Here is a 21,779-nt window from a genome sequence, read left to right on the forward strand (position 1 = left end):
ATCCGCTGCCGACGGTGTACCGCGCACACGATCTCGTCGAATCGAAAGGACAGAAGGATGACCGAAACGACGATCGGTCCCGCGACACGCGGGGCTGACGCGGTCGGCGGGGTCGACATTCGGATCGAGGAGGACGCGAGTCCGATCGTCCGGCTGATCGCCAGGACCATCACCGATTCCCTCCGCGCGAACGGTGCGGACTCCGTCGCGGCGGCGGCGCAAAGCACGGTCGCCGTCCGCTCCCACGACACCCCGCAAGCCGCGACGATCAGCATCTCCAACGGTGCCGTCGCGGTATCGAGCGGCGTGTTCACCGAGCCCGATCTCACCATGACCGTCGACTTGAACGCGCGGCTCGCCTTGGTCGGCGAGCCCGTCGGCGCGGGCGATCTCGCCGCCGCGGCGATCGCCCTGCTGTCGCCGCCGCTGCCGGATTGGAAAGCCGCCGCGGAGTCGTTCTGGGCCGCGGCCCGGACGGTGCCGGGCATTCCCGACATGCTCGTGGCGATCACGGAGGGCCCCGACGGGCTGGATCAGCATGTCGTCGGCGAGGGCGAGACCCACTATGTGATCGCCGGTCCCCCGGAGCTGCTGGCTGGAATTTTCTCGGGCGCCGACGACCTGATCGCCGCCCTGTCCACCGGTCTGGTCGGCGTGCGCGGCACGCTCTCTCAGCTGTCGGTGCTGGTCGCCGCATCATGGAAGGTTCGTTACGATGTCTGAAATCACCTCGACCGCAACAGTTCTCGAGGCCGACGTGCATACGGTCCGGTTGGAGTCCACCAATCACGACGGCTCCTTTCTCGGCAAGAACCTCGCGCCCAAGAAGTTCGCGGCGAGCGCGGGCTCGGGCTTCGCGATGGCCGATCTACTGTTCGGCCTCGACCTGGGCAACGCGCCGACCTTGGGCTTCCCCTTCCCCGAGTGGCGTGGGCACGTGTCCGACGTGCAGTTCCGGCCCGACATGTCGACGCTGGTGCAGTGGGAGCCTGGCCTGCAGTCCGTGATCGGTGACTACTGGCAGGCGGACGGCACCCCGGTCGGACTCTGTCCGCGCAACCTGACCCGAAAGATGGTCGACCGACTCGCAACGCGAGGTTTCACGGCCACCATCGCGGTCGAGATCGAGGCGACCCTGTTCCAGGAGTCCATCCACGAGGCCCGGGCCAAGGGCTACCGCGACCTCACCCCGCTCGGCGGCTCCGCCGGAACCGCGTACCACCTCGCGAAATCCAAGGACTGGATCGACTACATGTCGGCGGTCGCCCGTCGCCTCGACGAGATCGGCATCGAGTGGGAGGCGTGGAGCGACGAGGACGCGGCAGGCCAGGTCGAACTCAACCTGGTTCCCGGTGACCCGATCTCGGTCTGCGATGCCTGGGCTCGCGCCCGGCAGGTAATGCGTGAGGTGGCCTTCGAGCTCGGTCACACTGTGACCTTCATGGCCAAGCCGACGGCCGGGTACGGCCAGGCTTCGCACGTCAACCTGTCCCTGCAGCGCGACGGGGTCAACGCGTTCTACGACGCGGACGGGCCATCGCCGACGATGCGGCACGCGGTCGGCGGGCTCCTCGCGACGATGCGGGGCGCGACGTCGATCATGCTTCCGCAGATCACCTCGTACCGCCGCTTGGTCGACCTGAGCGGCCCGCCGACGACGGTCACCTGGGGCATCGGCAACAAGAGCACCGCGGTGCGCGCGGTGTGCGGGCACCCGGCGTACTCCCGCCTCGAGTACCGCGTGCCAGGCGCCGACGCGAACCTGTACCTCGCGGTCGCGGCCATCCTCGCCGGTGTGATCGCCGGCCTCGACGGCGAGATCGAGCCGCCCGAGCCGGTCAGCGACCTGGCATGGTGCGCTCCCGACCTCGAGCGGCTGCCGGACACCATCACCAAGGCGGCCGCCGCACTCGACACGGACCTGATCCTGCGCGAGCAACTCGGGGACGAGTTCGTCGACTACTGGGTCGGTACGCGGCGGTGGGAGTGGATGCAGTTCCACACCACGGGCGGTGATCCGTTCGCCGAGCTCTCCGAATGGGAGTCGGCCCGGTACTTCGAGTTCCCGTGACCGCGGGAGACGCGACCATCCGGCCGATGATCGGCATCACCGGCCGACGCTTCCGGCTGGGGCTGGTCGACGGACTGGACAAGCGCTACGGTCACTTGCTCGCCGACGCCTTCATGTCCGACTTCTCGGACCGGATCGCCCGGGCCGGTGGCATTCCGGTGAACCTGCCCTACGACGCCGACCCGGAGGCGCTGTGCCACTGGCTGGCGGGCGTGGTCATCACCGGCGGCCAGGATGTTCATCCCGCGTGCTGGGGTGGCGATCCGTCGGTGGTCCGTGACGTGGATCCACGGGATGATCCGATGGTCCACGACCCCGATCGGGACGAGTTCGAGATCGCGCTCGTGCGTGCCGCACTCGCCAGGCACATCCCGGTCCTCGGGGTGTGCCGGGGCATGCAGATCCTGAACGTCGCTCTGGGCGGCACGCTGATCGCGGACCTCCCGCCCGGCTCGGTCGAGCACCTGTCGGGTACGGCGCCGCTCACCGACGGCGCCGACGACCACAAGGTCACGTTCGAGCCAGGTTCGATCGCGGAAGGGCTGTTCGGCGCGAGCGCCGTCACGAACTCGTGGCACCACCAGGCGGTCGACAGCTGCGGTACCGGCCTGGTGGTCACGGGGCGCACGGCGGACGGCGTCGTCGAAGCGGTCGAGCTGCCGGGCGCCGCGGTGCTCGGTGTCCAATGGCATCCCGAGTGGATGGAGCGCGACGATCCGGCGCTGAGCTGGATCGTCGCCGAGGGCAACCGGCGGATCTGACCGTGCGCCGGTCGGTATCAACTCGCGCCCACCCAGGACACGAGTGAACGCATCGTTTCCTCGGGCGATGCCTTCGAGGCCTTCGGCACTTTCGCGGCCTCTGCCACCGGCACGGAGGCATCGCCGAGATTGGCGGCCATCCACGCGTCGAGCACGCCGAGGGTGAGCTCGACCTGCGTCCGCGCCGCCCCGCGGTCGGTGAACACCAGCCAGTTGAGCGCGAATCCGTCGGACAACGCGGACACGATGTAGGTGAGTGCGTCGATGGTGTTCGAGTCGATCGTCTGGCCCGCGGCGGTCGCGGCGGCCTCCAGGATCGGCCGCGTGGTCCCGAATGCCTCGCTGTACACCATCTCGGCCTGCTTGCCCTCCTGACGCTGGGCCCAGCTGATGAGCTCGATGATCGCCGCGCCGAAGTCCGGATTCGCCAGGTACCACTCCATCACGCCGCGCAACAGAGCGCGCGCGGTGGTCGCCACGTCGCCGTGGACATCGTTGCGCAACAACACTTCTCGATACTGCCCCGCGACGTACTCGTAAACCGCCGCGAACAGCGTCTCCTTCGTGGCGAAGCAGTAGTGCAGCGTGGCCAGCGGAGCGTTCGCCTCCTGCGCGATGCGGCGCGTGGTAGCGCCGTCCACCCCGTGGGCGGCGATCATGCGCACGGCCGCCGCCACCAGTTCGGTGCGACGTTCAGCGGCGGGAATGCGGGCCATGCGTTCCTCCAGTGTCGAATCAGATCTGAACGATTGATCAAGTCAACTCAACGCTACCAGCCGGATCGGCGACCCATAACCCAACGATCGATCACCTTTTCGCCTTTCATAGTCATTTGCCTTGATCATTTGACCCAGTAGCGCTACCGTTTATGACTGGCATCACATGCCGTCGATCGACGGCGGCCTCCGCACCACCGCCACACCTCGAAGAGGACCCCATGACCGAAGTCGAATCACTACGCCGGGAACGTGCGATCGCACTCGATCGCGCGGCTATGGACCCGCCGATCGACACCCTCGTCGGCCTGCTGGCGAGCCAGGCCGTCAGCTCTCCCGACCGCGAGTTTCTCCGCTTCGCCGAAGGTTCCTGGACCTTCGGCGAGGTCCACGACTGGACGTCGCGCCTGGCGCAGCGCCTGATCTCCGAGGACGGGGTCCGACCCGGTGACCGGGTCGCGATCATGCTGCCCAACGTGGTGCAGTGGCCGATCGCCTGGCTCGCGATCCTCGGGGCTGGCGGCGTCGCGGTGCCGGTGAACTCGTCGTACCGGCGCGCGGACCTCGAATTCGTCCTCCGCGACTCCGGCGCCCGGCTGATGCTCACCGACGCCGAGCACGCCCCGCTGGCCGAAGAGGTCCGCGCCGCGAACGCCGATCTGCGGGATGTCCGCATCGTCGAAGTCGCGTCACGGAGCGAGCTCGCGCGGTACCCGGCGAACAGGCCGACGGTCGTCGTCTCCGGCGAGACGCTCGCGAACCTCCAATACACCTCGGGGACCACCGGATTCCCGAAGGCGTGCATGGTGACCCACGACTATTGGGTCCGGCTGGGGTGGATCTGCGCGAGCACGGCGGGCCTCGGCGCCGACGACGTGGTACTCACCTCGCAACCGTTCTCCTACATGGACCCGCAGTGGAACACCTCGCTGTGCCTCACGATCGGCGCTCCGCTGGTGGTGCTACCCCGGTTCTCCGCATCGGGTTTCATGGCGGACGTCCGCCGACACCGCGCCACGTTCTGCTACGTGCTCGGCTCGATGCCCACGCTGCTGTTCAAGCAGCCGCCGAGCCCGCAGGACCGGGACAACGACCTGCGCCTCGTGCTGTGCTCGGCGATCCCCGCCGCGCTGCACGCGCAGCTCGAACAACGTTGGGGCGCGCCGTGGCGGGAGATCTTCGGGATGACCGAAAGCGGGGTCGACCTGATCAGCCTGCCCAGGAGCAAAGCCGACGTCGGCAGCGGACGGCTGGGCCAGCCGGTTCCCACGAAGCAGGTCCGGGTGGTCGATCCGGAGGGCCGGGAGGTTGCGGTAGGAGAATCCGGTGAGCTGATCACGTCGGGCAGACCGAGGATGCTCGGCTATTGGAACCGGCCCGAAGACACCGCGCAGGTCCTGCGCGACGGCTGGCTGCACACCGGCGATGTCGCGGTCCGCGAGGCGGACAGCTACCGCCTGGTGGGCCGGATCAAGGACATGGTCCGCCGCGGCGGGGAGAACATCGCGAGCGCCGAAGTCGAACGCGTCCTCGAGCGCGACGACAACGTCGTCGCGGCGGCGGTGGTCGGCGTATCGGACGAGCTGTTCGGCGAGGAGGTCAAGGCCTTCGTGCAGTTGGCCCCCGGCGTCGCGGAGAATCGCGCGACCGCGGAGCTGATCATCGACGGCGCGCGAAACCAGCTGGCGCGCTTCAAGGTTCCGCGCTACGTCGAATTCGTCGCCGATTTCCCGCGCACACCGTCCGAACGTGTGTCGAAGCCGACGCTGAAGGCGCGCTCCGCCGAGCATCCGGGCATCACCTACGACCTGCGGCCGTCGCGCACCGTCGGCAACTGAGGAGCTGGACATGACCGACAACTACCTGGACGTGCGCATCGATGACGATGTCGCGGTACTCACGCTGAACCGCCCGTCGAAACTGAACGCGATGGACATGGCCACGCGGGTGCAGCTCGCGCAAACGATCCGCCAGTTCGGCACAGGCGATCTCGTCCGCGGGATCGTCCTCACGGGCACCGGCCGGGCCTTCTCCGCCGGTGAGGACCTGCGGGCGGTGCCCACCACCTACGACGAGATCCGCGAGGCCTTCGCGACCTTCCACGACATCACCCGTGCGATTCTCCAGACGAAGGTCCCCGTGATCGCGGCAGTGAACGGGATCGCGGTCGGCGGCGCCTCGGAGATCACGTTGTGCTGCGACTCCCGGATCGGCACCCCCTCCGCCGAGTACTTCCAGCCGGAGAACCACCGCGGAATCATCATCTCGAACGCCTCGAGCTTTCTCATGGGCCGCCTGGTGCGCAACCACGCGATGCGAATCATCCTCAGCTCCCACCGAATCGACGCGGACGAGGCGCTGCGGATCGGACTGCTCGACGAGATCGTGGCCCAGGAAGCACTGGTGGATCGCGCGGTCGAGGTGGTCAGGCAGTGGAACTCGGATCCCCGTACCACCGCGCTGCACCTGGGTCTGCTGCGGCCGCGCTCCGAGGACATCGAGGCCGCGTTCGCCCGTGAAGACGACGCCGCCCGCGAGTCGTGGGAGTCCGGCGCCTTCACCGAGGGGATCGAGGGCTTCTGGGCATCGAAGAGCGCGGCGTCGACGGCGCCCGCGAAGAGCAATCGAGATCGGAGACGATGATGATCACCACCGAAGCAGCACTTCTCACTGCGGTGAACGAGCCGCTGGTACTGACCGAGATTCAGGTCGACGACCCGGAGCCCAACGAAGTCCGCGTCGCGGTCTCCAATGTCGGCCTGTGCCACAGCGACCTGCACTACATGACCGGTACCGTGCACGCCGACCTGCCCGTGGTGGTCGGGCACGAGGTGGCGGGCATCGTCGAGTCGGTCGGGTCCGCGGTGACCTCGTTGCGCCCGGGCGACCGCGTCGTCGGCGCCCTCACGCCCTCGTGCGGGTTGTGCCGTAACTGCCAGGCCGGGCACTCGACGCAGTGCCAGCGCGTCTCGCTGATCCGGCAGCGGCCCCGCCCCGCTTTCCAGCTGCCGGGCGGTCAGGTCGTCGAGCGGCTCGGCGACATCGGCGCATTCTCCCGGCACATCCTGATGCGGGAGAACTCGCTGGTGAAGGTGCCCGACGAGGTGGGACTGCACGTCGGGTGTCTGCTTTCGTGTTGCATCGTCACCGGCGTCGGGGCTGTTTTCCGCGGCGCGAAGGTACGCCCCGGGGCCACGGTGGCCGTAATCGGTTGCGGCGGAGTCGGATCGGCCATCATCCAGGGCGCGCGGCTCGCCGGTGCCTCGGCGATCGTCGCCGTGGATCTCGACGATGCCCGGCTCGCGGCGGCGCGTGCCTACGGCGCCACGCACGTCGTGAACGGCGCGGCAGATGTCCCGGCCGAGATCCGGAAGGCGCTCGGCGACGGGGTCGACTACTCGTTCGAGGCCGTCGGTTCCGCGCGTACCGCGGCCACCGCGCTGTCGGTCCTGCGCGCCACCGGTACCGCGTGCCTGGTCGGCATCGCACCCGACGGCACCGACCTCACTCTCCCCGCGTCGGATTTCTTCTTCGGCGAGAAGCGCCTCATCGGCTCCTACATGGGCTCGGGCCAAGCACACGAGGACATCACCCAGTTCGCGCGCCTGTACCTGCAGGGCCGTCTGCTGCTCGACGAGATGGTCAGCGACGTCATCCCGTTCCACGAGGTCGGCAAGGGCTTCGAGGCGATGAAGTCGGGTGGGGTGACTCGCATCGTCGCCGACCTCACCGTGTGATCACACCGACGCCGTCCACACCTACGCACCGAAGGAGGCCGCAGATGTCGAACACGCAACTGCCCCAACCGATCAACTACATCGCCGACGAGTGGTCCGAGTGCCGGACGATCCCGGACGCGTGGAATCTCGACCCCAACACCAGGCAACCCGTCCACACCGCCGTCACCACCGACCCGGACGACGTGGAGCGCGCTCTGCGGCACGCCGAGCGGTCCTACGGCTTCGAACGCTGGGAAGACGCAGCGCGCGAGGAACGCGCTGCCGCCCTCGAGCTCGCGGCCGACCTCGTCGAGACCCGGATCGAGGACATCGCCCGCACCGATGCCCTCACCAGCGGCGTCCCGATCGCCAAGGCTCGGATGGTCGCGCGATTCCTCCCGCACCGGATCCGCTCGTCGGCCGCGGATCTGCGCGCCATCCCGCGTCGCACGGCGCTGGCGGCCGGTGGCCGCGACGTGCGGCTGTACAAGGTCCCGTGGGGCCCCGCGGCGATCCTCACTCCGTGGAACGGCCCCAGTTTCATCCCCGCCGCGAAAATGGTGAGCGCTCTCGCCGCCGGTTGCCCTGTCATCCTCAAACCGTCGGAGCACGCGCCGAGCAGCGCCCAGATCATCGTCGAGTGCTTCGTCAAGGCGGGGCTGCCGGACGGTGCGCTGCAACTCGTCCACGGTGCGGGCGACGTGGGCGCGGCGATCACCGGCGATCACCGGATCAAGATCGTCTCGTTCACCGGCGGCCCGAACGCGGGTCGCGCGATCGCCCGCGCGGCCGCGGAGGACTTCAAGGTGCTCCAGCTCGAGCTCGGCGGCAACAACCCGGCCCTCGTGCTGGACGACGCCGACATCGACGTGGCCGCCGACGGAATCCTCGACGGTATGACCAAGCTCAACGGTCAGTGGTGCGAGGGCCCCGGCAAGGTGCTGGCGCACAAGAGCCTCGTCGCACCGCTCCTCGACGCGCTGCTCGATCGCATCCACCGCATCGATATCGGGCACTCGCTCGACGAGAACACGCAGCTGGGCCCGATCTCGAACGCACCGCATTTCGCCACGCTGCAGAGCCGGATCGAAGAACTGCGGGCCAACGGCGCGACGATCCATCAGCCCGCGCGGCTTCCCGCACTCGACGGATTCTTCCTGTCCCCCACCGTCGCTTCGGGAGTCGACGCGTCGGTGGCGACCGCCGAGCTGTTCGGCCCGCTGGTCAGTGTGCACGCCGTGGAGTCCGACGAGGACGCACTGCGCGTCGCCAACGCCAACCCGTCGGGTCTGGACGCGTACGTGTTCGGCGGCGACCTGGAGCGCGCCGTCGAGGTCGGATCCCGGGTGCTGTCGGGCGAGGTGCGCGTGAACGGCGCCAAGATCGCCGATCTCGGCGACGAGTCGGCACAGAGCTTCTGGGGCGCGTCCGGAATCGGCGGGCACGGGCCCGGTGAGTCCGTCCGGGTGTTCTGCGGCGACCGCGTGGTCGGCGTCGATTCACCCGACCTTCCCATGTAGCGATCGCGACTACTTCCGCGTCACCCCTTGACTGTGACCGGAACCACTGCTGTACTTCTACTGGGTCATTTGATCCAGTCGCACGATCGAATCAACGAAAGCGGCGAATTCATGAACTCCTCCTCCCCCTCGGACAACGGGGTCGTCGATGTCATCGGCGTCGGCGCCGGCTTCACCGGCCTCTACCTCTCGCACCGGCTGACCACAGCCGGGTGGACCTTCGCGGGTTTCGAGGCCGGACCCAGCGTCGGCGGCACCTGGTTCTGGAACACCTATCCGGGCGCCCGCTGCGACGTCGAGAGCATCTACTACTCGTATTCGTTCGACGAGGCGCTCCAGCAGGAGTGGACGTGGAGCCAGCGGTTCGCGCCGCAGGCCGAGATTCTCAGCTACATCGAGCATGTCGCCGACCGCTTCGACCTGCGCAAGCACTTCACGTTCGACACCCGCGTGGTCAGCTCGACGTGGAACGCCGCCGATCGGTTGTGGGAGGTGCGGCTGGACAACGGTGAGACCCGGCGCAGCCGCTACCTGATCTCGGGTGCGGGCGGCCTGTCCACCCCGAAGGACTTCGACGTGCCGGGTCTCGAGAACTTCACCGGCCTGCGGGTGTCCACCAGCAAGTGGAACATCTCGCTCGACGAGCTCGCGGGCAAGCGCGTCGCCGTGATCGGCACCGGATCCTCAGGCGTGCAAGCCATTCCACTGATCGCGCAGGTCGCCGAGCACCTCACGGTGTTCCAGCGCACACCGAACTACGTGATGCCCGCGCGCAACGCCGAACTCTCCCAGGCGCAGGTCGACGCCGTGAAGCAGAACTACGAGGTGATCCGTGAGGAGTGCAGGCACTCACCCGGCGGCATCCCCGATCGTCCCGTCACCGACAAGGCCTTCGACGTCTCGGCCGAGGAGCGCCGACGGCGCTACGAGGAGGCCTACGAGCGCAGCGGCTTCCAGGGCGTCGGCGCCGAGTTCGCCGACCTGCTCCTCGACGCCGAGGCGAACCGGACCGCGTCGGAATTCCTCCACGACAAGATCCGGGAGATCGTGCAGGATCCGGCCACCGCCGAGCTGCTGGTGCCCAAGTACCACCCGCTGGGCGCCAAGCGCAGCGTCTTCGGCACCGACTACTACGAGACCTACAACCGGCCCAACGTGTCGCTGGTGTCGCTCCGCGACGAGCCGATCGAGACGATGACCGAGAACGCGATCGTCACCTCGAAGGGCGCCTACGAGGTGGACGCCGTGGTGCTGGCCATCGGGTTCGACGCCTTCACCGGCCCGCTGTACGGGCTCGGTCTCACCGGCGCGTCCGGCAAGAAGCTGCAGGAGGCCTGGTGCGACGGCATCCGCTCCTACCTCGGCATCATGGCCGCGGACTTCCCCAACTTCTTCATGGTGGGCGGCCCGCTGAGCCCCGCCCTGGTCAGCAACGTGGTGGTGACGATCGAGCAGGCCGTCGACTGGATCGCCGATCTCCTCGAGCACGCCCGCGACACCGGCGCCACGCTGATCGAGGCCACTGCCGAGGCCGAGAACGAGTGGGTGGACATCACCGAGGCGACCGTCGCTCCCACGCTGTTCGCCACGACCGACTCCTGGTACCGCGGCTCCAACATCGAGGGCAAGCCGAACACCTTCATGGGCTACGTGGGCGGTGTCGGCAAGTACCGCCGGATGTGCACCGAGATCGCCAAGCGCGGCTACCCCGGCGTCGAGATCGACGGCGAAACGGAGTCCCGCCACCTCGGCCCCATCCACCTGGAGATCTCATGAGTAAGGCAGTCCACCGGCGCTACGTCGCCTTCTCCGACGCGCACTACGCGGGCAATCTGGTCGACGGCGCCTACGCGCTGAAGCTTTTCGGAGACGTCGGCACGAACCTGTCGATCGAGCTGGACGGCCACGAGGGCTTGTTCGCCGGCTACTCGTCCGTCGAGTTCCTCGCCCCCGTCCGGGGCGGCGATGTCGTCGAGGCCGAGGCCACGCTGGTGCAGAAGGGCAACCGCAGTCGCACAGTCGATTTCGAGCTCCGCGTCATCTGCCGCGGCTCCGACGACACCGGCCGATCGCAGGTCCTGGAGTCTCCCTTGGTCGCGGTGCGCGCTCGCGGCACCGCGGTCATCCCCGCGGACGAGACGGAGCAGCGGCCATGAAACTGATCCCGGAGACCGGTTGGGCAGAACAACCTGCCACCGTCGAACAGTCACTGACCGGTGCCGTCGACTGCGACGTGGTCGTGATCGGCGGCGGTGGGGGCGGCATGTCGGCCGCGATCCGGCTCGCCGAGAAGGGCATCGACGTGGTGCTGCTCGAGGCGAAGACCCTCGGCTGGGGAGCCACCTCGCGCAACGCCGGATACATCACGAACTCGATCGCCGCCGATCCGGAGCTGCTCGGACTGCTGCTGAAATCCGAGCGGCTGCGCAACCTCTACCGGTACGCCGAGAACTCGGTGCATTTCGCCGAGGACGCGATAGAGCGTCACGAGATCGACTGCGGCTATCAGCGGGAGGGCATCGTGATGGCCGCCGTGTCCAAGGGCCAGCTTCGGCACGCTCGCCGCAACGCGAGGGTCATGGCGGAGGCCGGATCGCCGGCCGAATTCGTCGAGGGCCGTGCGGCGGGCCTGCCGGAAGGCTTCCTGGGCGGAGTGCGCGAGGGTGTCGGCGGCACGCTCAACCCGGGTGAGTTCGTTCTCGGTCTGCGGACCGCGACGATCGCGTCCGGCGTGCGCGTCTACGAGCACACCCCCGCCCGCGACGTCACGGACACCGGCGACGGGGTCACCGTCGAGACCCCGGACGGAAAGGTCCGGGCTCGCAAGGCGCTGCTGACCACCAACGCCTACAGCGCGGGCCTGTTCATCGCGCCGAAGAATCTCGTCACCCCGGTGTGGACCTCGTTGGTCGAGACCGAACCGGTCGCACCCGAGCGACTCGACGAGATCGGCTGGACCAGCCGCGCCCCGATGGTCACGCTGCACATGATCCTCGAGAGCTACCGCGTCACCCCACGGGGCACCATCGTGTTCGGCACCCGGCGCGTACAGACCGGCCGCGCCCCACTGCCCGACCGCACTCCCGCGCCGAACGTCGCCGACGACCTCGTCCGTGGATTCCACGACCGTTTCCCCGGCCTGCGCGACATCAAGCCGCAGAAAGCCTGGGGCGGCTGGATCGGCATGAGTTCCACCTGGCTTCCCGTCGCGGGCGAGGCTTCCGACAACGTGCTCTACTCGCTCGCCTGCAACGGCCACGGCTTCGCTCAGGCACAGTACGTGGGCCATCTGCTGGCCGACCGCATCGACGGTGCGCCGCTGCACGAGGACCTGGCGGCGATCTGGCACGGCCGAAAGCGCTTCTGGCCCAGCTTGGTCAGCGGTCCCGCGCTGCACGCGGCCTGGCTCGCCGACCGCGCCTCCGACCGTTTGGCGGCCCTCACGAAATGACCATCGCCGCCGGTCGGCTGATGTCACCCCTGCAAGGAGGAATCATGTCCATCAAAGAACTGCTCTTCGCGGTCGCGGACATCTGGATGATCGCCGTCGGATTCACCTACGGGACCAAGTTCATCCGGAACTACAAGAACTACCTGCTCGGCATCGAGTGGATCATCGTCGCGACGTCGGGTACGAACTTCCTGCTCTACGGCCTCCTGAAGGCCGGTCACGACAGCCCGATGTACGGCCTCGCGTACTTCCTGGACGCCTTCTCCCGGTCCATCGGCATCACGCTGATCCTGGTCCTCGGACTGATGCAGGTCACCCACCGGTACAAGCCGTCGGTGGCGGTGGACGTCGGCGCGTTCGCCCTCGCGGGCGTGGTGGGCTTCCTCCTCAGCCAGTTCGCCGAGGAGATCGGCACCCCAGGCAAGATCTTCTACATTGTGGTCAACGTGCTCACCACGCTCTTCCTGATGTATTTCGTCAAGCGCCTGTGGGACATCGACGAGCGCGGGCACGCCGTGTGGGCCGCCGTCGCCACCGCCTGCGGATTCGTCATCGCCGCGACCTACGACTTCGTCCGCATCCCGGGCGACGACGCGGAGCACACGATCTTCTACATCTTCGCGCTGTCCACGTGGGGCCTGCAGATGTTCGCGTACTACCGCGCTTACCGGGCGTTCGACGCCTACAACAAGCGCGTCGACGCCCAAGCGGTCAGCGGCGGCGCCTCGGTCACGGCGTGAACCGTTGCAGCACCGGAAATCTCATGAGTCAGGAGTCGATATGACAACGCAGGATGTGCAGGAAGAGACCACCGAGGTGGTCGTCGTCGGCGCCGGTATGTCGGGGTTGATGGCGGCGACCACGTTGTCGCCGGAAACCGACGTGATCGTGCTCGAGTCCACCGATCGCACGGGCGGACGGGTCGACACCGTCCGGCAGGGCGACTACTGGATCAACGTCGGCACCCAGTTCACCGAGGGCACAGGCACATTGATCGACGCCCTCGACCGGCACGGCATCGAGATGGGCTCGCTCGCGGGCAAGGGCGTCGGACTGTACTTGAACGGCGGGTTGGTGGACACCTCGAATCCCGTCGAGCTCATGTTCCGCACGCGGATGACCATGATGGACCGGATCGGGATGGCCATCGTCGGTGCACGCATCCTGCGGGTCGTTCCGTTCTTGGAGTCGCAAAGCCGTATCGCGCAACGGGTTCGCGCCAAGCTCGACACCAAGCTGGCGTCGTACCTGCTGAAGGGCGTCCGGTCGGAGCTGGCCGCCGCCGTCGTCCGGTCGTGGTCGGCGCAGTGGATGGGATGCGAGGTGGAGGAGACCGCCGCCACCCAGTTCGTCACGTCGGTGGGTCTGGCGCTGGCCGACCCGGCGAAGATCCCGAACTTCTCACTGCCGGTGGGTGGCAACCAGACGTTGACCGACGTTCTGACAAAGGACCTCGGCGCCCGAATCCGGCTGAACTCGGCGGTGCGGTCGGTGCGGCGCGACGGTGACGGCGTGGTCGTCGACTACCTCGACGGTGACCGTCCGGTGCGGCTGCGGGCCAAGCGCGCGATCGTGACCGCACCCGCCGACATCGCCGAGCGGATCATCCCGGACCTCCCGCAGCAGCACCGAAACGCGTTCAACGACATCACCTACGGCAGGTACGTGGTGGTCGGATTCTTCACCGACGAAGTCGGGCCCCAGCGCTGGGACGACTACCTCGCTGTCTCGACACCGCAACTGTCGTTCCAGGCGATGTTCAACCACGCCGCGGCGATGCGCAGCGGCGACGATCGCAAGCCCGGCGGAGCCTTGGCCTGTTTCGCCGGCGGCGCTCAGGCCGACGCGTTGTTCGACCTGTCCGACGAGGAGATCGTGTCGCGATTCACGAAGGACCTGCTCACCGTGTTCCCCGAGCTGGAGGGAAAGCTGGGCCAGGGCATCGTACGGCGGCACCGCCGGGTCGTGCCCTTCTGGGCGCCCGGGCGACGGAATTCGCTTCCGGCGCTGCGTGATCCGCTCGGAACCATCCACCTCGCCGGCGACTACCAACTCGATATGCCCTCGCTCGCCGACGCAGCCGCGTCCGGCGAGCGCGCGGCGAAGGCGGTACTGGCGAGCCTGAGCGCCGCGCGATAGTCGATCGACAGCCCATCGCGATCAGTCGCTTCACCGCCTTGCCAGGGAAGCGACTCCGGGACCGTGTTCAGGCCGCGGGCAACGCCAGAGCCCCTGCCGCATCCCGTCTCTTCCGTTACAGGTTGTCGAGCCGCAGAGCTGCCACCCTGTCCAGGAGGGCTCGGCGGACAGTGTCGGGACTCAGCACGCGCAGTGTGGTGCCCAGGCCCATCAGATAGGTGACGAGACAGTCGATGTCGTTGGCGCCGATGTCGACGAGGGTGGCGTCGGGGCCGTCGGGGCGGTGGGTTCCGATGGTGGCTGGCACGATCTGCAAGGCTTGCTGGAGAGGCACGGAGAGCCTGATCGTGGCGTAGAGCGGGTAGGTGACCGCGGCGATCGCTTCGGTGACCAGCGTGGCGGGGTCGGGCGGATTGTCGTGTTCGATGCGGTGTCCGGTGAGTTCGGTGCGCAGAACCCGGTCCACCCGGAAGGTCCGCCATTGCTGTTTGTCGACGTCTTCGGCGAGGAAGTACCAGCGGCGGTTGGCGCGCACCAGACGATAGGGGTCGACATAGCGGCGGGTGATGCGCTGGTGATGATCGCGGTAGGTCAGCGCGAGGCGTTCGCTCTGTCGGCATGCCGTGGCCAGAGCCCACAGTACGGACGCGTCGGCTTGCGGGGATACCTCCGCTCCGTCGGCGGTGTGGGCGAGGGTGCGGTTCACCGCGTCGAGGTGGCGCGCGAACCGGTCGGGTAGCAGGGTTTGCAGTTTGAACAGCGCCGACAATGCCGAGACGCTGCTGCCGAGCACGCCGCCTGCCGCGGTTTCCCGCAACGCCACCGCCACTGCGAAACCCTCCTCTTCATCGAGGGCGAGTGCTGGAACCCGTGGTCGACGAGCCAGGCGATAGCCTCCCCACGGGCCGGGATCGGAATCGATGCCGTACCCCAGTTCCCGCAGACGTGCGATATCGCGGCGCACCGTACGGTCGGTCACTCCCAGTCGCCTGCTCAATTCCTGACAGGTCCATGCTGGGCGGGAGTCCAGCAGAGCCACTACACGCAGCAACCGCGAAGTAGGTCCGATCACAGTCGGTATTCTCGTCCGAATCCAGGACCGGACCTGTCCTGGTCGGCCCCTAGGGTCTGGACCATGACTGCTGAACCGACAACCCAGAGCCGTGCCGCCGTCGAGGGACGGCCGATAATCCGTTGGCTTTCAATCGATTTCGACTGCCCCGACCCTGTCGAGCTGGCGCAGTTCTACAGCCGCGGACTCGGCCTGCCGGTGCTCTACACCAGCGATGACTTCGTCCTGCTCGGGACCGAACTTGCCGGGCCGGGGCTGGGTTTCATCCGCATCCCGGACTATCAACGCCCGAGCTGGCCGGAATCGGTGGTGGCCAAGCAGGCCCATCTGGAGTTCGGGGTCGACGATCTGGATTCCGCGCAAGCGTGGATGAGCGAACTGGGCGCGATCCCGACCACCTTCCAACCCGACCCGAACCACCGCCGGGTGATGCTCGACCCCGCAGGCCACCCGTTCTGCCTGACCACCCACGATGTCTGAAGCGGGGCAGGGCAACCCTGCTCCCGAGTCCGGGCGGACACGTCCTACCGCCTCTGTTCGGAGCGCTGGTGCTCGCGCCACGCCTTCTGGGTCGCGGTCAGTTTCATGCGAGGGGTTCGGTTCCGGAAGAAGTCAACCACCAGTAGTACCGGCACGATGAACGCCTGGAAGAAGATCAGGTAGGAGCCGCCCTCGAAGAGGAAAGCCAGGTAGAGGGCGTAGCCCAGGTAGAGGGGTCCGAGAATCCCGTTGATCAGGCGCGAAATGTTGCTCTGCCGGTTCTCCGCCAGGGCCATGGCGATCATGACGACGCCGCTTACCGCGAGCAGCCCTACATACCAATTGAACATGTGACCCCCCAGAAAGATTCGGCCGTACCGGTCGGTCTGGCCGAGGCGTCACGATAGCACCGTTCACGGCAAGACAGCCATCGACTTTCGGCACCGCGGAAGCTGGGCGTCCAGGCAGGGCGCCGAGAGCGTCTTGCGATCTCGTTACAGGTTGACGTTTGGTGTCGATGTGTAATACTCCCCTGGACCGGCGACCAGGAAGTGAGTTGCGCCGTTGACCGACAACGCCCGAGAGGCGCTCGAGATCCTTCGGGATGCGAGCCAATTCCAGTGGTATGTGATCCCGCTGCTGCTGATCGTCATCTACATCTATGCCGTCGAAGTCGAGCGGCGGAACTGGAATGTCCTGTTCGCCGGGCTGGCGCTGTGGGGCATGGACTGGTTCAACGAGATCTGGAACTCCCTGGTCTTTCACGCCACCGGCCGTGCGCCGGTCTGGGGCGCCACCGGACCCACCGCCTACCAGATCCTCATCGGCCTCAATATCGAGATCTGCTTCATGTTCGCCGTCATGGGTGTCGCGGCGGCGAAGATGTTGCCACCCAAAGAGACTCGCATCCTCGGCCTGCCCAACAGGCCGGTGCTCATCGCCGCCAACTCGGCCGCGGCGGTCGGCGTCGAAGTGCTGCTCAACAAGGCCGGTGTACTCACCTGGGAATGGTCCTGGTGGCAGCCGAGCTTTCCCTTCCTCATCTGGCTCATCGGCTACGTGCCGTTCTTCGCCGCCTGCTTCTTCGTGCACGACCTGCCGACCGTGCGGGCCAAAGCACTCACTGTTGGAGCGATTCTCGGTGTCGACGCCGTAGCGATCGTCGGTTTCGGCGCCGCGGGGTGGTTGTGATGCGAAACGTCCGACGTACGGCTTTCGCTGTGGCCGGGCTGGTATTCGCCAGCATGACAACGCATTCGGTAGCCGTCGCGGATACCGGCTGCATGGTGGTGGGCACGGTCGGCACTCCGGAAGTCACTGTCGACGAAACCACCGCTGGGCTGGAGGCATTGGCCCCCGCCGATGTCGCACTGCCGGAGCGGGTCCACTTCCGCACCACCACGGAGTCGTTCAACCGGCGCTGGACGTTCGCGAATCGCGACGGCCGGGTCTACGTGAAAGAGACCGCCGCCAACGGTGGTTGGCGCACTGTGGCACTACCGGGCTGTCTGGAGGGCCGCATCGTAGGCGTGTCCGCCGATGACGACGAGGTCATGATGATCGACCGCGACGGCCGGTTCTTCACCATGGATCACGCGCTCAGCGCACCCCGAGACTGGAATTGGAGCAGCCGCTACGGCACCCCGCTGTGGACCGGACCCGGAAACTCGCTGCCGCCCGGCACGAGCACTTGGTCCTGGTCGGTTCTCTCACCCAACGAAGACCACGTCTGGCGGGATACGGCGGGCAACGATCATCCGGTCGGCGGAGCGAAGGTGTCGCACGTCTTCGCGCTCACCGACGACGGTCGGCGGATCCGATACATCGATCCCTGGCTGCCGGTGGATCACAGCTACGAGATGGCCACGCCGCACGGCGGCCGGTTCCAGGCGGTCGCGCTGTCGACGAGTGCGTCGACCTCGCTGATCGTCAACCGCTTCGGCGACTTCTACACGCGCCTCTACGATTTCGACATCTCCGGCGCCGACAAGGTGTTCTTCCGCTACTCCTATTCCGACCAGAGCGGACTGCCCGAGGCTCCCGACATGCTCGCGGAACGAGTGGACAGCCGGTATGCCGCGATCCAGCTGCCCGCACCGGACTGGGTGCGGCAGCCGAAGGTGCCGGGCGACATCACCGACCGCATCTCCATCCACCGAACCGCACCAGGTTCGGCGGCGCGGGAACTGCGCGTCGAAGGTCGCGACGGCGGTCGAAACGGTTACTGGACAAAGCAACTCACCGACGACTCGTGGACCTTCGTCCCCACCGACCAGGCCCCCGTCGGGACCGCGCTGGAGAATTCGCCGACGGATCGTTCGCTCGATACGCTGGCGGCCCCATCGCCGTACGACTACCACGGCGTCGCGAGGCAGGGGTGGAGCGCGCGAGTGCGCACCTTCGACGCGGCCGTCACCCCGACTCCGCTTCTGATCGACTTCGGCGACGGCAAGCAGCTGGATCTGATACTGCACACCGTCGATGGCCTGCGCCAGACGCCGCAGTTGCCGGGGATCTCCAGTCAGCCCAGGCATTTCGACGGAACGATCGAGGTACCTCCGGAGCTGTTGGCGAATCTCGACGCGCAGCCCGCAGAGGTGCGTGACTTCGTTCGAAACGTTCTGGGCGGGAACCGATTCACGGACACGCCCGTCGAGGTCACCGACGCTCGGTTCCGCATCGACCGGTTGGATCTGACCCTCAACCGATCCTGATTCAGTGCCCGCGCCGAATGCGGAGGCCGATTGTCTCGATCCACGTGATCATTTCGCGAGCCGAGCCTGCCGCACGAGTCGAACCCGGCGCGGAGCGAACGCCATCGCGCCGCGCACGGTTCCCGCGTAGACGACCAACGCGGCGCGGTCGGCCTTTCCGGACCGCACGCCGAGCAGTTCTCGCGCCCGTTCGTGCTGGAGCGCGCGGACGGCGAAGTCCGGCAATCGGCGCGGGGTCCACGCGTCAGGGCGCAGCACCTGCGCGGCCAAGCGATCGCTGTGCGCACTGCGGCGCAGCACCGAATCGCAGGCGTCGGCGAAGTACTCGGTGAACTGCGGCCAGGTCTCCGGCACGTGCCGCGTCGAGATGCCGTAACGGTCGTACCACGCGCGGCATTCGGCGTAGAGGCGCTCGCGTTCCAGCGCGGTGAGGGGCCGCGCGAAGGTCTCGATCGCCGTCACCAGAGTGTCGACGTAGGTCGCGTGCTGAAAGAAGAAGACCTCGGGATGCAGGGCGTGGTACCGACGTCCGGCGTCGTCCACACCCTTCACGTGCTCGTGGCCATACCTGATGAGGGACCGCAGATCTCGCGAGGAGTAGGCGATGGTGATCATGCTCGAGACCGTGCGCTTCTTGTGCTCCCACAACCGCACATGCGTGTGCTCGACCAGACCGGCGGCGATGGTGGGATGCAGGATCTGTAGCGCGACAGCGCGTGGCAGCGCCAGCGCGAAGCGGCGGTCGCCCAGATAGCGATGAAGCAGCGAGGCGGTTGTCCGCTCGGGCGCGGCGACGTGCGACAGGCTGGTCATCGCGCCGACGGGTTGCCGAATTCGACCGCCCGCCCCTCCCCCTTGCCCCGCATCGCGGCCGTCGGATTCGGCAGGATGATCCGTCGCGCATGCCGTTCGAACCGGCCATTCGGCGTGGTTCTCATATCTACCTCCACGAGTCCATGAGAGAGTTTCGTTACCACTCTCTCACCAGTTGTCGGTCGCGGCAATGGCGGCACGTCCCGGAAACGCGGCGGTCGACCGTGAACTCGATTCGGTTCCCGCAGTCCCCGCACTAGCCAAATTTGTATAGCGCGTGCCTTCGTCCCAACTAGCCAACTTTGGCTATCGAGAGGAAGAGCTCGATGAAGTCGGTACGACTGATCAGGATCATGTCGGCCGCGCCCCAGCCCGCCGAAAATGCCTCAATCGCAGGCAAACTCACCACAACGATGAACAGGGCCGTCGTCATGGGCGACTCGCACGGCAAGCACCAACTAGCGGCCCAGATCCTGGACGCGGCCCTCGATCGGAACAAGGACACCGCGACGGCGACCGAGCTCCTCCAAGCCCTGGCCTACCGCGCCGAACTCGCGGTCCGCGCCGAAGACCCCGCCGCCGCCCGCGACGCCCTCACCCAAGCGCGTGCGCTGCCCCTCTCCGAAGCCGAGCGCGCCGAACTCGCGGAGACACTGGCCGAACTCGAAGACATCGAGGCCGTTCTCCCGCCCGCGGCGCAACCCTGACCGGCAGCCGCAGACCCTCGCGCCACAACTGACCGCATCGCGCCGATGCGACCTGAACAGCCTGCCGGAGCGTGATTCAGCGGACGAACAACGCCGACTCGAACAAGGGGAACCCGGTCCGGCTTGCCGACGGCTGGATGGTCAGTCGCCGTTCCGACTACTCGTCTCACCGGAACCATTGGTGGACAACGCCATTTCGCGATCCGGCTCGCCCTGGTTGGTGATGGCGGTGGGGATCTTCGGGAGGGCGTGGGGGTGGTGGCGGCCGAGCCAGTTCAGTAGTTCCTCGCGGACGGCGCAGCGCAGGGTCCAGGCGTCGTCGGCGTCCGCGGCCGACATCGTCGCGCGCACAACGATGTTCGTCGGTGTGCTGTCGGTGACGAGAAGGTTCCAGTTGCGGCCGTCCCAGTCCGGGCGGTCGCGAAGGTAGTCGTGCAGGTGCTCGCGCAGCAATGGCACCGGCGTGCTGTGGTCGAGGTGCAGGAACACGGTGCCGGTGATCTGGGGGCCGCCGCGCGACCAGTTCTCATAGGGCTTGCTGTTGAAATAGGAGACCGGCATGGTCAGGCGGCGGTCGTCCCAGATCCGCACGGTGAGGAAGGCGAGGGTGATCTCCTCGACGGTCCCCCACTCCCCTTCCACCACAACGGTGTCGCCGATCTTCACCGAATCACCGAAGGCGATCTGCAACCCCGCTATCAGATTGCTCAGCGTCGACTGCGCGGCGACGCCCGCGATGATGCCGATGACGCCCGCCGACGCCAGCAGCGAGGTGCCCAGCGTGCGCAGGCTCGGGAACAGCAGCAGGATCGCCACGGCCGCGGTCGTCACCACCAGCACCGAGGTGATGATGCGCCGCACCAGTCCGAGCTGGGTGCGCAGCTGGCGAACGCGCGAGATCTCGCTCGTGTGCTCGGCATAACGGCGCAGCAGGTTCTCGGCGACCGCGTCGGCGGCCCGGATGACCAACCACGCCGCGGCCATGATGGCCGCCGCGGCCAGGATGTTCCTGACCATCGCGTCTTGGCGTAAATCCAACTCCGCCAACGGATATGTCGCGTACAGCGCCACCGCGCCGAGCAACGCTTGCAGCGGCATCTGCACGCGGCGCAGCAACAGCGGCAGGTGCGTGCCGGGTCGACGGCGCGCGCTGTAGCGCAGCAGCCAGTCGACGAGCAGTCCCGCCGACACGGTGATCGCGACCGTGCCGAGCAGCACGATCAGCGGCCGTAGTACGTCTTCCACGAGATCGAACTCCTCTCGTCGTCACCTCGGCCACGTTGCGCCGCCGCGTGTTTCGACGGCCACACCGTGGCCCAGGCGCCTTCGATCACTGCTCCGGTACGCCACGTGGGCGCTTCCTCACAGCAGGACCAGGGTGAAACTCAGCACGGAGAGCAAGAGAATCCATGCCGCGATGGTCAGATGAATGGAACCCGCTGCATCGGTCGAGCCGGAACGGTGTCGGCGGTCGGCGCGATACTGCGGGTGCGAAGCCGAAACGGCCACGTCGTCCTCCTTCAGTCGGCTTTCCTCAGTCAGTCGCATACCCGCTTTCGCGGAAGATCGACATGACGACCCTGTGGCGAATCGCACCGCGCGAATTCGGCGGTGAA

General features: G+C 67.3%; 23 protein-coding genes. 16 read left to right on the top strand and 7 right to left on the bottom strand.

All coding sequences use genetic code 11. From position 1 onward, the window contains the following. Positions 1 to 57: 57 nt before the first annotated feature. From AB0H49_RS20715 to AB0H49_RS20725, 3 genes are read left to right on the top strand one after another with little or no spacing between them, the layout of a single operon-like run. Positions 58 to 723, top strand: coding sequence for a hypothetical protein (locus AB0H49_RS20715; RefSeq protein ID WP_357253622.1), 666 nt, complete (start codon positions 58 to 60; stop codon positions 721 to 723). Then, the gene (locus AB0H49_RS20720; RefSeq protein ID WP_357253624.1) at positions 716 to 2,071 is read left to right on the top strand and encodes a glutamine synthetase; all 1,356 of its coding nucleotides are present in this window, start codon (positions 716 to 718) and stop codon (positions 2,069 to 2,071) included. The genes AB0H49_RS20715 and AB0H49_RS20720 overlap by 8 nt, the downstream gene beginning before the upstream one ends. Further along, positions 2,068 to 2,832, top strand: a complete 765-nt coding sequence (locus AB0H49_RS20725; RefSeq protein WP_357253626.1) for a gamma-glutamyl-gamma-aminobutyrate hydrolase family protein — start codon at positions 2,068 to 2,070, stop codon at positions 2,830 to 2,832. Before AB0H49_RS20720 ends, AB0H49_RS20725 begins: the two co-directional genes overlap by 4 nt. A gap of 17 nt (positions 2,833 to 2,849) precedes the next feature. On the opposite strand, the gene AB0H49_RS20730 is transcribed toward AB0H49_RS20725, so the two are convergent. Beyond that, positions 2,850 to 3,548: a TetR family transcriptional regulator gene (locus tag AB0H49_RS20730; protein WP_357253628.1), complete on the bottom strand. Its 699-nt coding sequence runs from the start codon at positions 3,546 to 3,548 to the stop codon at positions 2,850 to 2,852. A gap of 221 nt (positions 3,549 to 3,769) precedes the next feature. Here AB0H49_RS20730 and AB0H49_RS20735 point away from each other — a divergent pair, with 221 nt between their 5' ends. The 9 genes from AB0H49_RS20735 to AB0H49_RS20775 all read left to right on the top strand — a co-directional run bounded on the left by AB0H49_RS20735 (position 3,770) and on the right by AB0H49_RS20775 (position 14,377). Continuing rightward, positions 3,770 to 5,386 carry an AMP-binding protein gene (locus AB0H49_RS20735; RefSeq protein ID WP_357253630.1) on the top strand — a complete coding sequence of 539 codons (1,617 nt, stop codon included), beginning with the start codon at positions 3,770 to 3,772 and terminating at the stop codon, positions 5,384 to 5,386. Between the two features lie 10 nt (positions 5,387 to 5,396). After that, positions 5,397 to 6,191 carry an enoyl-CoA hydratase/isomerase family protein gene (locus AB0H49_RS20740; RefSeq protein ID WP_357253632.1) on the top strand — a complete coding sequence of 265 codons (795 nt, stop codon included), beginning with the start codon at positions 5,397 to 5,399 and terminating at the stop codon, positions 6,189 to 6,191. Next, positions 6,191 to 7,285 (top strand): Zn-dependent alcohol dehydrogenase, encoded by a 1,095-nt coding sequence (locus AB0H49_RS20745; RefSeq protein ID WP_357253634.1) that lies wholly within the window; start codon positions 6,191 to 6,193, stop codon positions 7,283 to 7,285. Before AB0H49_RS20740 ends, AB0H49_RS20745 begins: the two co-directional genes overlap by 1 nt. A 44-nt stretch (positions 7,286 to 7,329) precedes the next feature. Next, a complete protein-coding gene (locus tag AB0H49_RS20750) occupies positions 7,330 to 8,787 on the top strand; it encodes an aldehyde dehydrogenase family protein (RefSeq protein ID WP_357253636.1) in 1,458 nt (485 codons plus the stop codon). Between the two features lie 111 nt (positions 8,788 to 8,898). Further along, positions 8,899 to 10,563 carry an NAD(P)/FAD-dependent oxidoreductase gene (locus AB0H49_RS20755; protein ID WP_357253638.1) on the top strand — a complete coding sequence of 555 codons (1,665 nt, stop codon included), beginning with the start codon at positions 8,899 to 8,901 and terminating at the stop codon, positions 10,561 to 10,563. Then, positions 10,560 to 10,943: a hotdog fold domain-containing protein gene (locus tag AB0H49_RS20760; protein ID WP_357253640.1), complete on the top strand. Its 384-nt coding sequence runs from the start codon at positions 10,560 to 10,562 to the stop codon at positions 10,941 to 10,943. Before AB0H49_RS20755 ends, AB0H49_RS20760 begins: the two co-directional genes overlap by 4 nt. After that, a complete protein-coding gene (locus AB0H49_RS20765) occupies positions 10,940 to 12,238 on the top strand; it encodes an FAD-binding oxidoreductase (RefSeq protein WP_357253642.1) in 1,299 nt (432 codons plus the stop codon). Before AB0H49_RS20760 ends, AB0H49_RS20765 begins: the two co-directional genes overlap by 4 nt. A gap of 44 nt (positions 12,239 to 12,282) precedes the next feature. Further along, positions 12,283 to 12,978, top strand: a complete 696-nt coding sequence (locus AB0H49_RS20770; protein WP_357253644.1) for a transporter — start codon at positions 12,283 to 12,285, stop codon at positions 12,976 to 12,978. Between the two features lie 40 nt (positions 12,979 to 13,018). Further along, positions 13,019 to 14,377 (top strand): NAD(P)/FAD-dependent oxidoreductase, encoded by a 1,359-nt coding sequence (locus AB0H49_RS20775; protein WP_357253646.1) that lies wholly within the window; start codon positions 13,019 to 13,021, stop codon positions 14,375 to 14,377. 115 nt (positions 14,378 to 14,492) lie between these two features. On the opposite strand, the gene AB0H49_RS20780 is transcribed toward AB0H49_RS20775, so the two are convergent. Then, entirely contained in the window at positions 14,493 to 15,449 is a 957-nt protein-coding gene (locus tag AB0H49_RS20780; RefSeq protein ID WP_357253648.1) for a WYL domain-containing protein, read from the bottom strand. A 63-nt stretch (positions 15,450 to 15,512) separates the two neighbouring features. On the opposite strand from AB0H49_RS20780, the gene AB0H49_RS20785 reads away from it, so the two are divergent. Continuing rightward, on the top strand, positions 15,513 to 15,929 hold the full coding sequence (locus tag AB0H49_RS20785; protein WP_357253650.1) for a VOC family protein: 417 nt from the start codon (positions 15,513 to 15,515) through the stop codon (positions 15,927 to 15,929). Positions 15,930 to 15,973: 44 nt separating this feature from the next. Here AB0H49_RS20785 and AB0H49_RS20790 read toward each other — a convergent pair whose 3' ends face one another. Beyond that, positions 15,974 to 16,279 carry a hypothetical protein gene (locus tag AB0H49_RS20790; RefSeq protein WP_357253652.1) on the bottom strand — a complete coding sequence of 102 codons (306 nt, stop codon included), beginning with the start codon at positions 16,277 to 16,279 and terminating at the stop codon, positions 15,974 to 15,976. A 214-nt stretch (positions 16,280 to 16,493) separates the two neighbouring features. Here AB0H49_RS20790 and AB0H49_RS20795 point away from each other — a divergent pair, with 214 nt between their 5' ends. After that, complete coding sequence (locus tag AB0H49_RS20795; protein WP_357253654.1) at positions 16,494 to 17,120, top strand: hypothetical protein; 627 nt, start codon at positions 16,494 to 16,496, stop codon at positions 17,118 to 17,120. Between the two features lie 53 nt (positions 17,121 to 17,173). Then, on the top strand, positions 17,174 to 18,643 hold the full coding sequence (locus tag AB0H49_RS20800) for a hypothetical protein (protein WP_357253656.1): 1,470 nt from the start codon (positions 17,174 to 17,176) through the stop codon (positions 18,641 to 18,643). A 48-nt stretch (positions 18,644 to 18,691) separates the two neighbouring features. Here AB0H49_RS20800 and AB0H49_RS20805 read toward each other — a convergent pair whose 3' ends face one another. Both AB0H49_RS20805 and AB0H49_RS20810 read right to left on the bottom strand, forming a co-directional pair. Then, positions 18,692 to 19,456 carry an oxygenase MpaB family protein gene (locus AB0H49_RS20805; RefSeq protein WP_357253658.1) on the bottom strand — a complete coding sequence of 255 codons (765 nt, stop codon included), beginning with the start codon at positions 19,454 to 19,456 and terminating at the stop codon, positions 18,692 to 18,694. Next, positions 19,453 to 19,581 carry a hypothetical protein gene (locus tag AB0H49_RS20810; protein WP_357253660.1) on the bottom strand — a complete coding sequence of 43 codons (129 nt, stop codon included), beginning with the start codon at positions 19,579 to 19,581 and terminating at the stop codon, positions 19,453 to 19,455. The genes AB0H49_RS20805 and AB0H49_RS20810 overlap by 4 nt, the downstream gene beginning before the upstream one ends. A 201-nt stretch (positions 19,582 to 19,782) precedes the next feature. Here AB0H49_RS20810 and AB0H49_RS20815 point away from each other — a divergent pair, with 201 nt between their 5' ends. Next, a complete protein-coding gene (locus AB0H49_RS20815) occupies positions 19,783 to 20,163 on the top strand; it encodes a hypothetical protein (RefSeq protein WP_357253661.1) in 381 nt (126 codons plus the stop codon). Between the two features lie 141 nt (positions 20,164 to 20,304). Here AB0H49_RS20815 and AB0H49_RS20820 read toward each other — a convergent pair whose 3' ends face one another. Together AB0H49_RS20820 and AB0H49_RS20825 are read right to left on the bottom strand one after the other, a co-directional pair. After that, complete coding sequence (locus AB0H49_RS20820) at positions 20,305 to 21,408, bottom strand: mechanosensitive ion channel domain-containing protein (protein WP_357253663.1); 1,104 nt, start codon at positions 21,406 to 21,408, stop codon at positions 20,305 to 20,307. A 117-nt stretch (positions 21,409 to 21,525) separates the two neighbouring features. Next, positions 21,526 to 21,672: a hypothetical protein gene (locus AB0H49_RS20825; protein WP_354999389.1), complete on the bottom strand. Its 147-nt coding sequence runs from the start codon at positions 21,670 to 21,672 to the stop codon at positions 21,526 to 21,528. Positions 21,673 to 21,779 lie beyond the last annotated feature (107 nt).

The sequence above is a fragment of the Nocardia sp. NPDC050713 genome, assembly GCF_040654315.1.
Classification (GTDB): Bacteria; Actinomycetota; Actinomycetes; order Mycobacteriales; family Mycobacteriaceae; genus Nocardia.

What these genes read in the sequence shown, in the direction of transcription:
- AB0H49_RS20715 (WP_357253622.1), top strand. Translation starts at nt 58, where the DNA reads ATGACCGAAACGACGATCGGTCCCGCGACACGCGGGGCTGACGCGGTC.
- AB0H49_RS20720 (WP_357253624.1), top strand. Translation starts at nt 716, where the DNA reads ATGTCTGAAATCACCTCGACCGCAACAGTTCTCGAGGCCGACGTGCAT.
- AB0H49_RS20730 (WP_357253628.1), bottom strand. Translation starts at nt 3,548, where the DNA reads ATGGCCCGCATTCCCGCCGCTGAACGTCGCACCGAACTGGTGGCGGCG.
- AB0H49_RS20735 (WP_357253630.1), top strand. Translation starts at nt 3,770, where the DNA reads ATGACCGAAGTCGAATCACTACGCCGGGAACGTGCGATCGCACTCGAT.
- AB0H49_RS20740 (WP_357253632.1), top strand. Translation starts at nt 5,397, where the DNA reads ATGACCGACAACTACCTGGACGTGCGCATCGATGACGATGTCGCGGTA.
- AB0H49_RS20745 (WP_357253634.1), top strand. Translation starts at nt 6,191, where the DNA reads ATGATCACCACCGAAGCAGCACTTCTCACTGCGGTGAACGAGCCGCTG.
- AB0H49_RS20750 (WP_357253636.1), top strand. Translation starts at nt 7,330, where the DNA reads ATGTCGAACACGCAACTGCCCCAACCGATCAACTACATCGCCGACGAG.
- AB0H49_RS20755 (WP_357253638.1), top strand. Translation starts at nt 8,899, where the DNA reads ATGAACTCCTCCTCCCCCTCGGACAACGGGGTCGTCGATGTCATCGGC.
- AB0H49_RS20760 (WP_357253640.1), top strand. Translation starts at nt 10,560, where the DNA reads ATGAGTAAGGCAGTCCACCGGCGCTACGTCGCCTTCTCCGACGCGCAC.
- AB0H49_RS20765 (WP_357253642.1), top strand. Translation starts at nt 10,940, where the DNA reads ATGAAACTGATCCCGGAGACCGGTTGGGCAGAACAACCTGCCACCGTC.
- AB0H49_RS20770 (WP_357253644.1), top strand. Translation starts at nt 12,283, where the DNA reads ATGTCCATCAAAGAACTGCTCTTCGCGGTCGCGGACATCTGGATGATC.
- AB0H49_RS20775 (WP_357253646.1), top strand. Translation starts at nt 13,019, where the DNA reads ATGACAACGCAGGATGTGCAGGAAGAGACCACCGAGGTGGTCGTCGTC.
- AB0H49_RS20785 (WP_357253650.1), top strand. Translation starts at nt 15,513, where the DNA reads ATGACTGCTGAACCGACAACCCAGAGCCGTGCCGCCGTCGAGGGACGG.
- AB0H49_RS20790 (WP_357253652.1), bottom strand. Translation starts at nt 16,279, where the DNA reads ATGTTCAATTGGTATGTAGGGCTGCTCGCGGTAAGCGGCGTCGTCATG.
- AB0H49_RS20800 (WP_357253656.1), top strand. Translation starts at nt 17,174, where the DNA reads ATGACAACGCATTCGGTAGCCGTCGCGGATACCGGCTGCATGGTGGTG.
- AB0H49_RS20805 (WP_357253658.1), bottom strand. Translation starts at nt 19,456, where the DNA reads ATGACCAGCCTGTCGCACGTCGCCGCGCCCGAGCGGACAACCGCCTCG.
- AB0H49_RS20810 (WP_357253660.1), bottom strand. Translation starts at nt 19,581, where the DNA reads ATGAGAACCACGCCGAATGGCCGGTTCGAACGGCATGCGCGACGGATC.
- AB0H49_RS20815 (WP_357253661.1), top strand. Translation starts at nt 19,783, where the DNA reads ATGAAGTCGGTACGACTGATCAGGATCATGTCGGCCGCGCCCCAGCCC.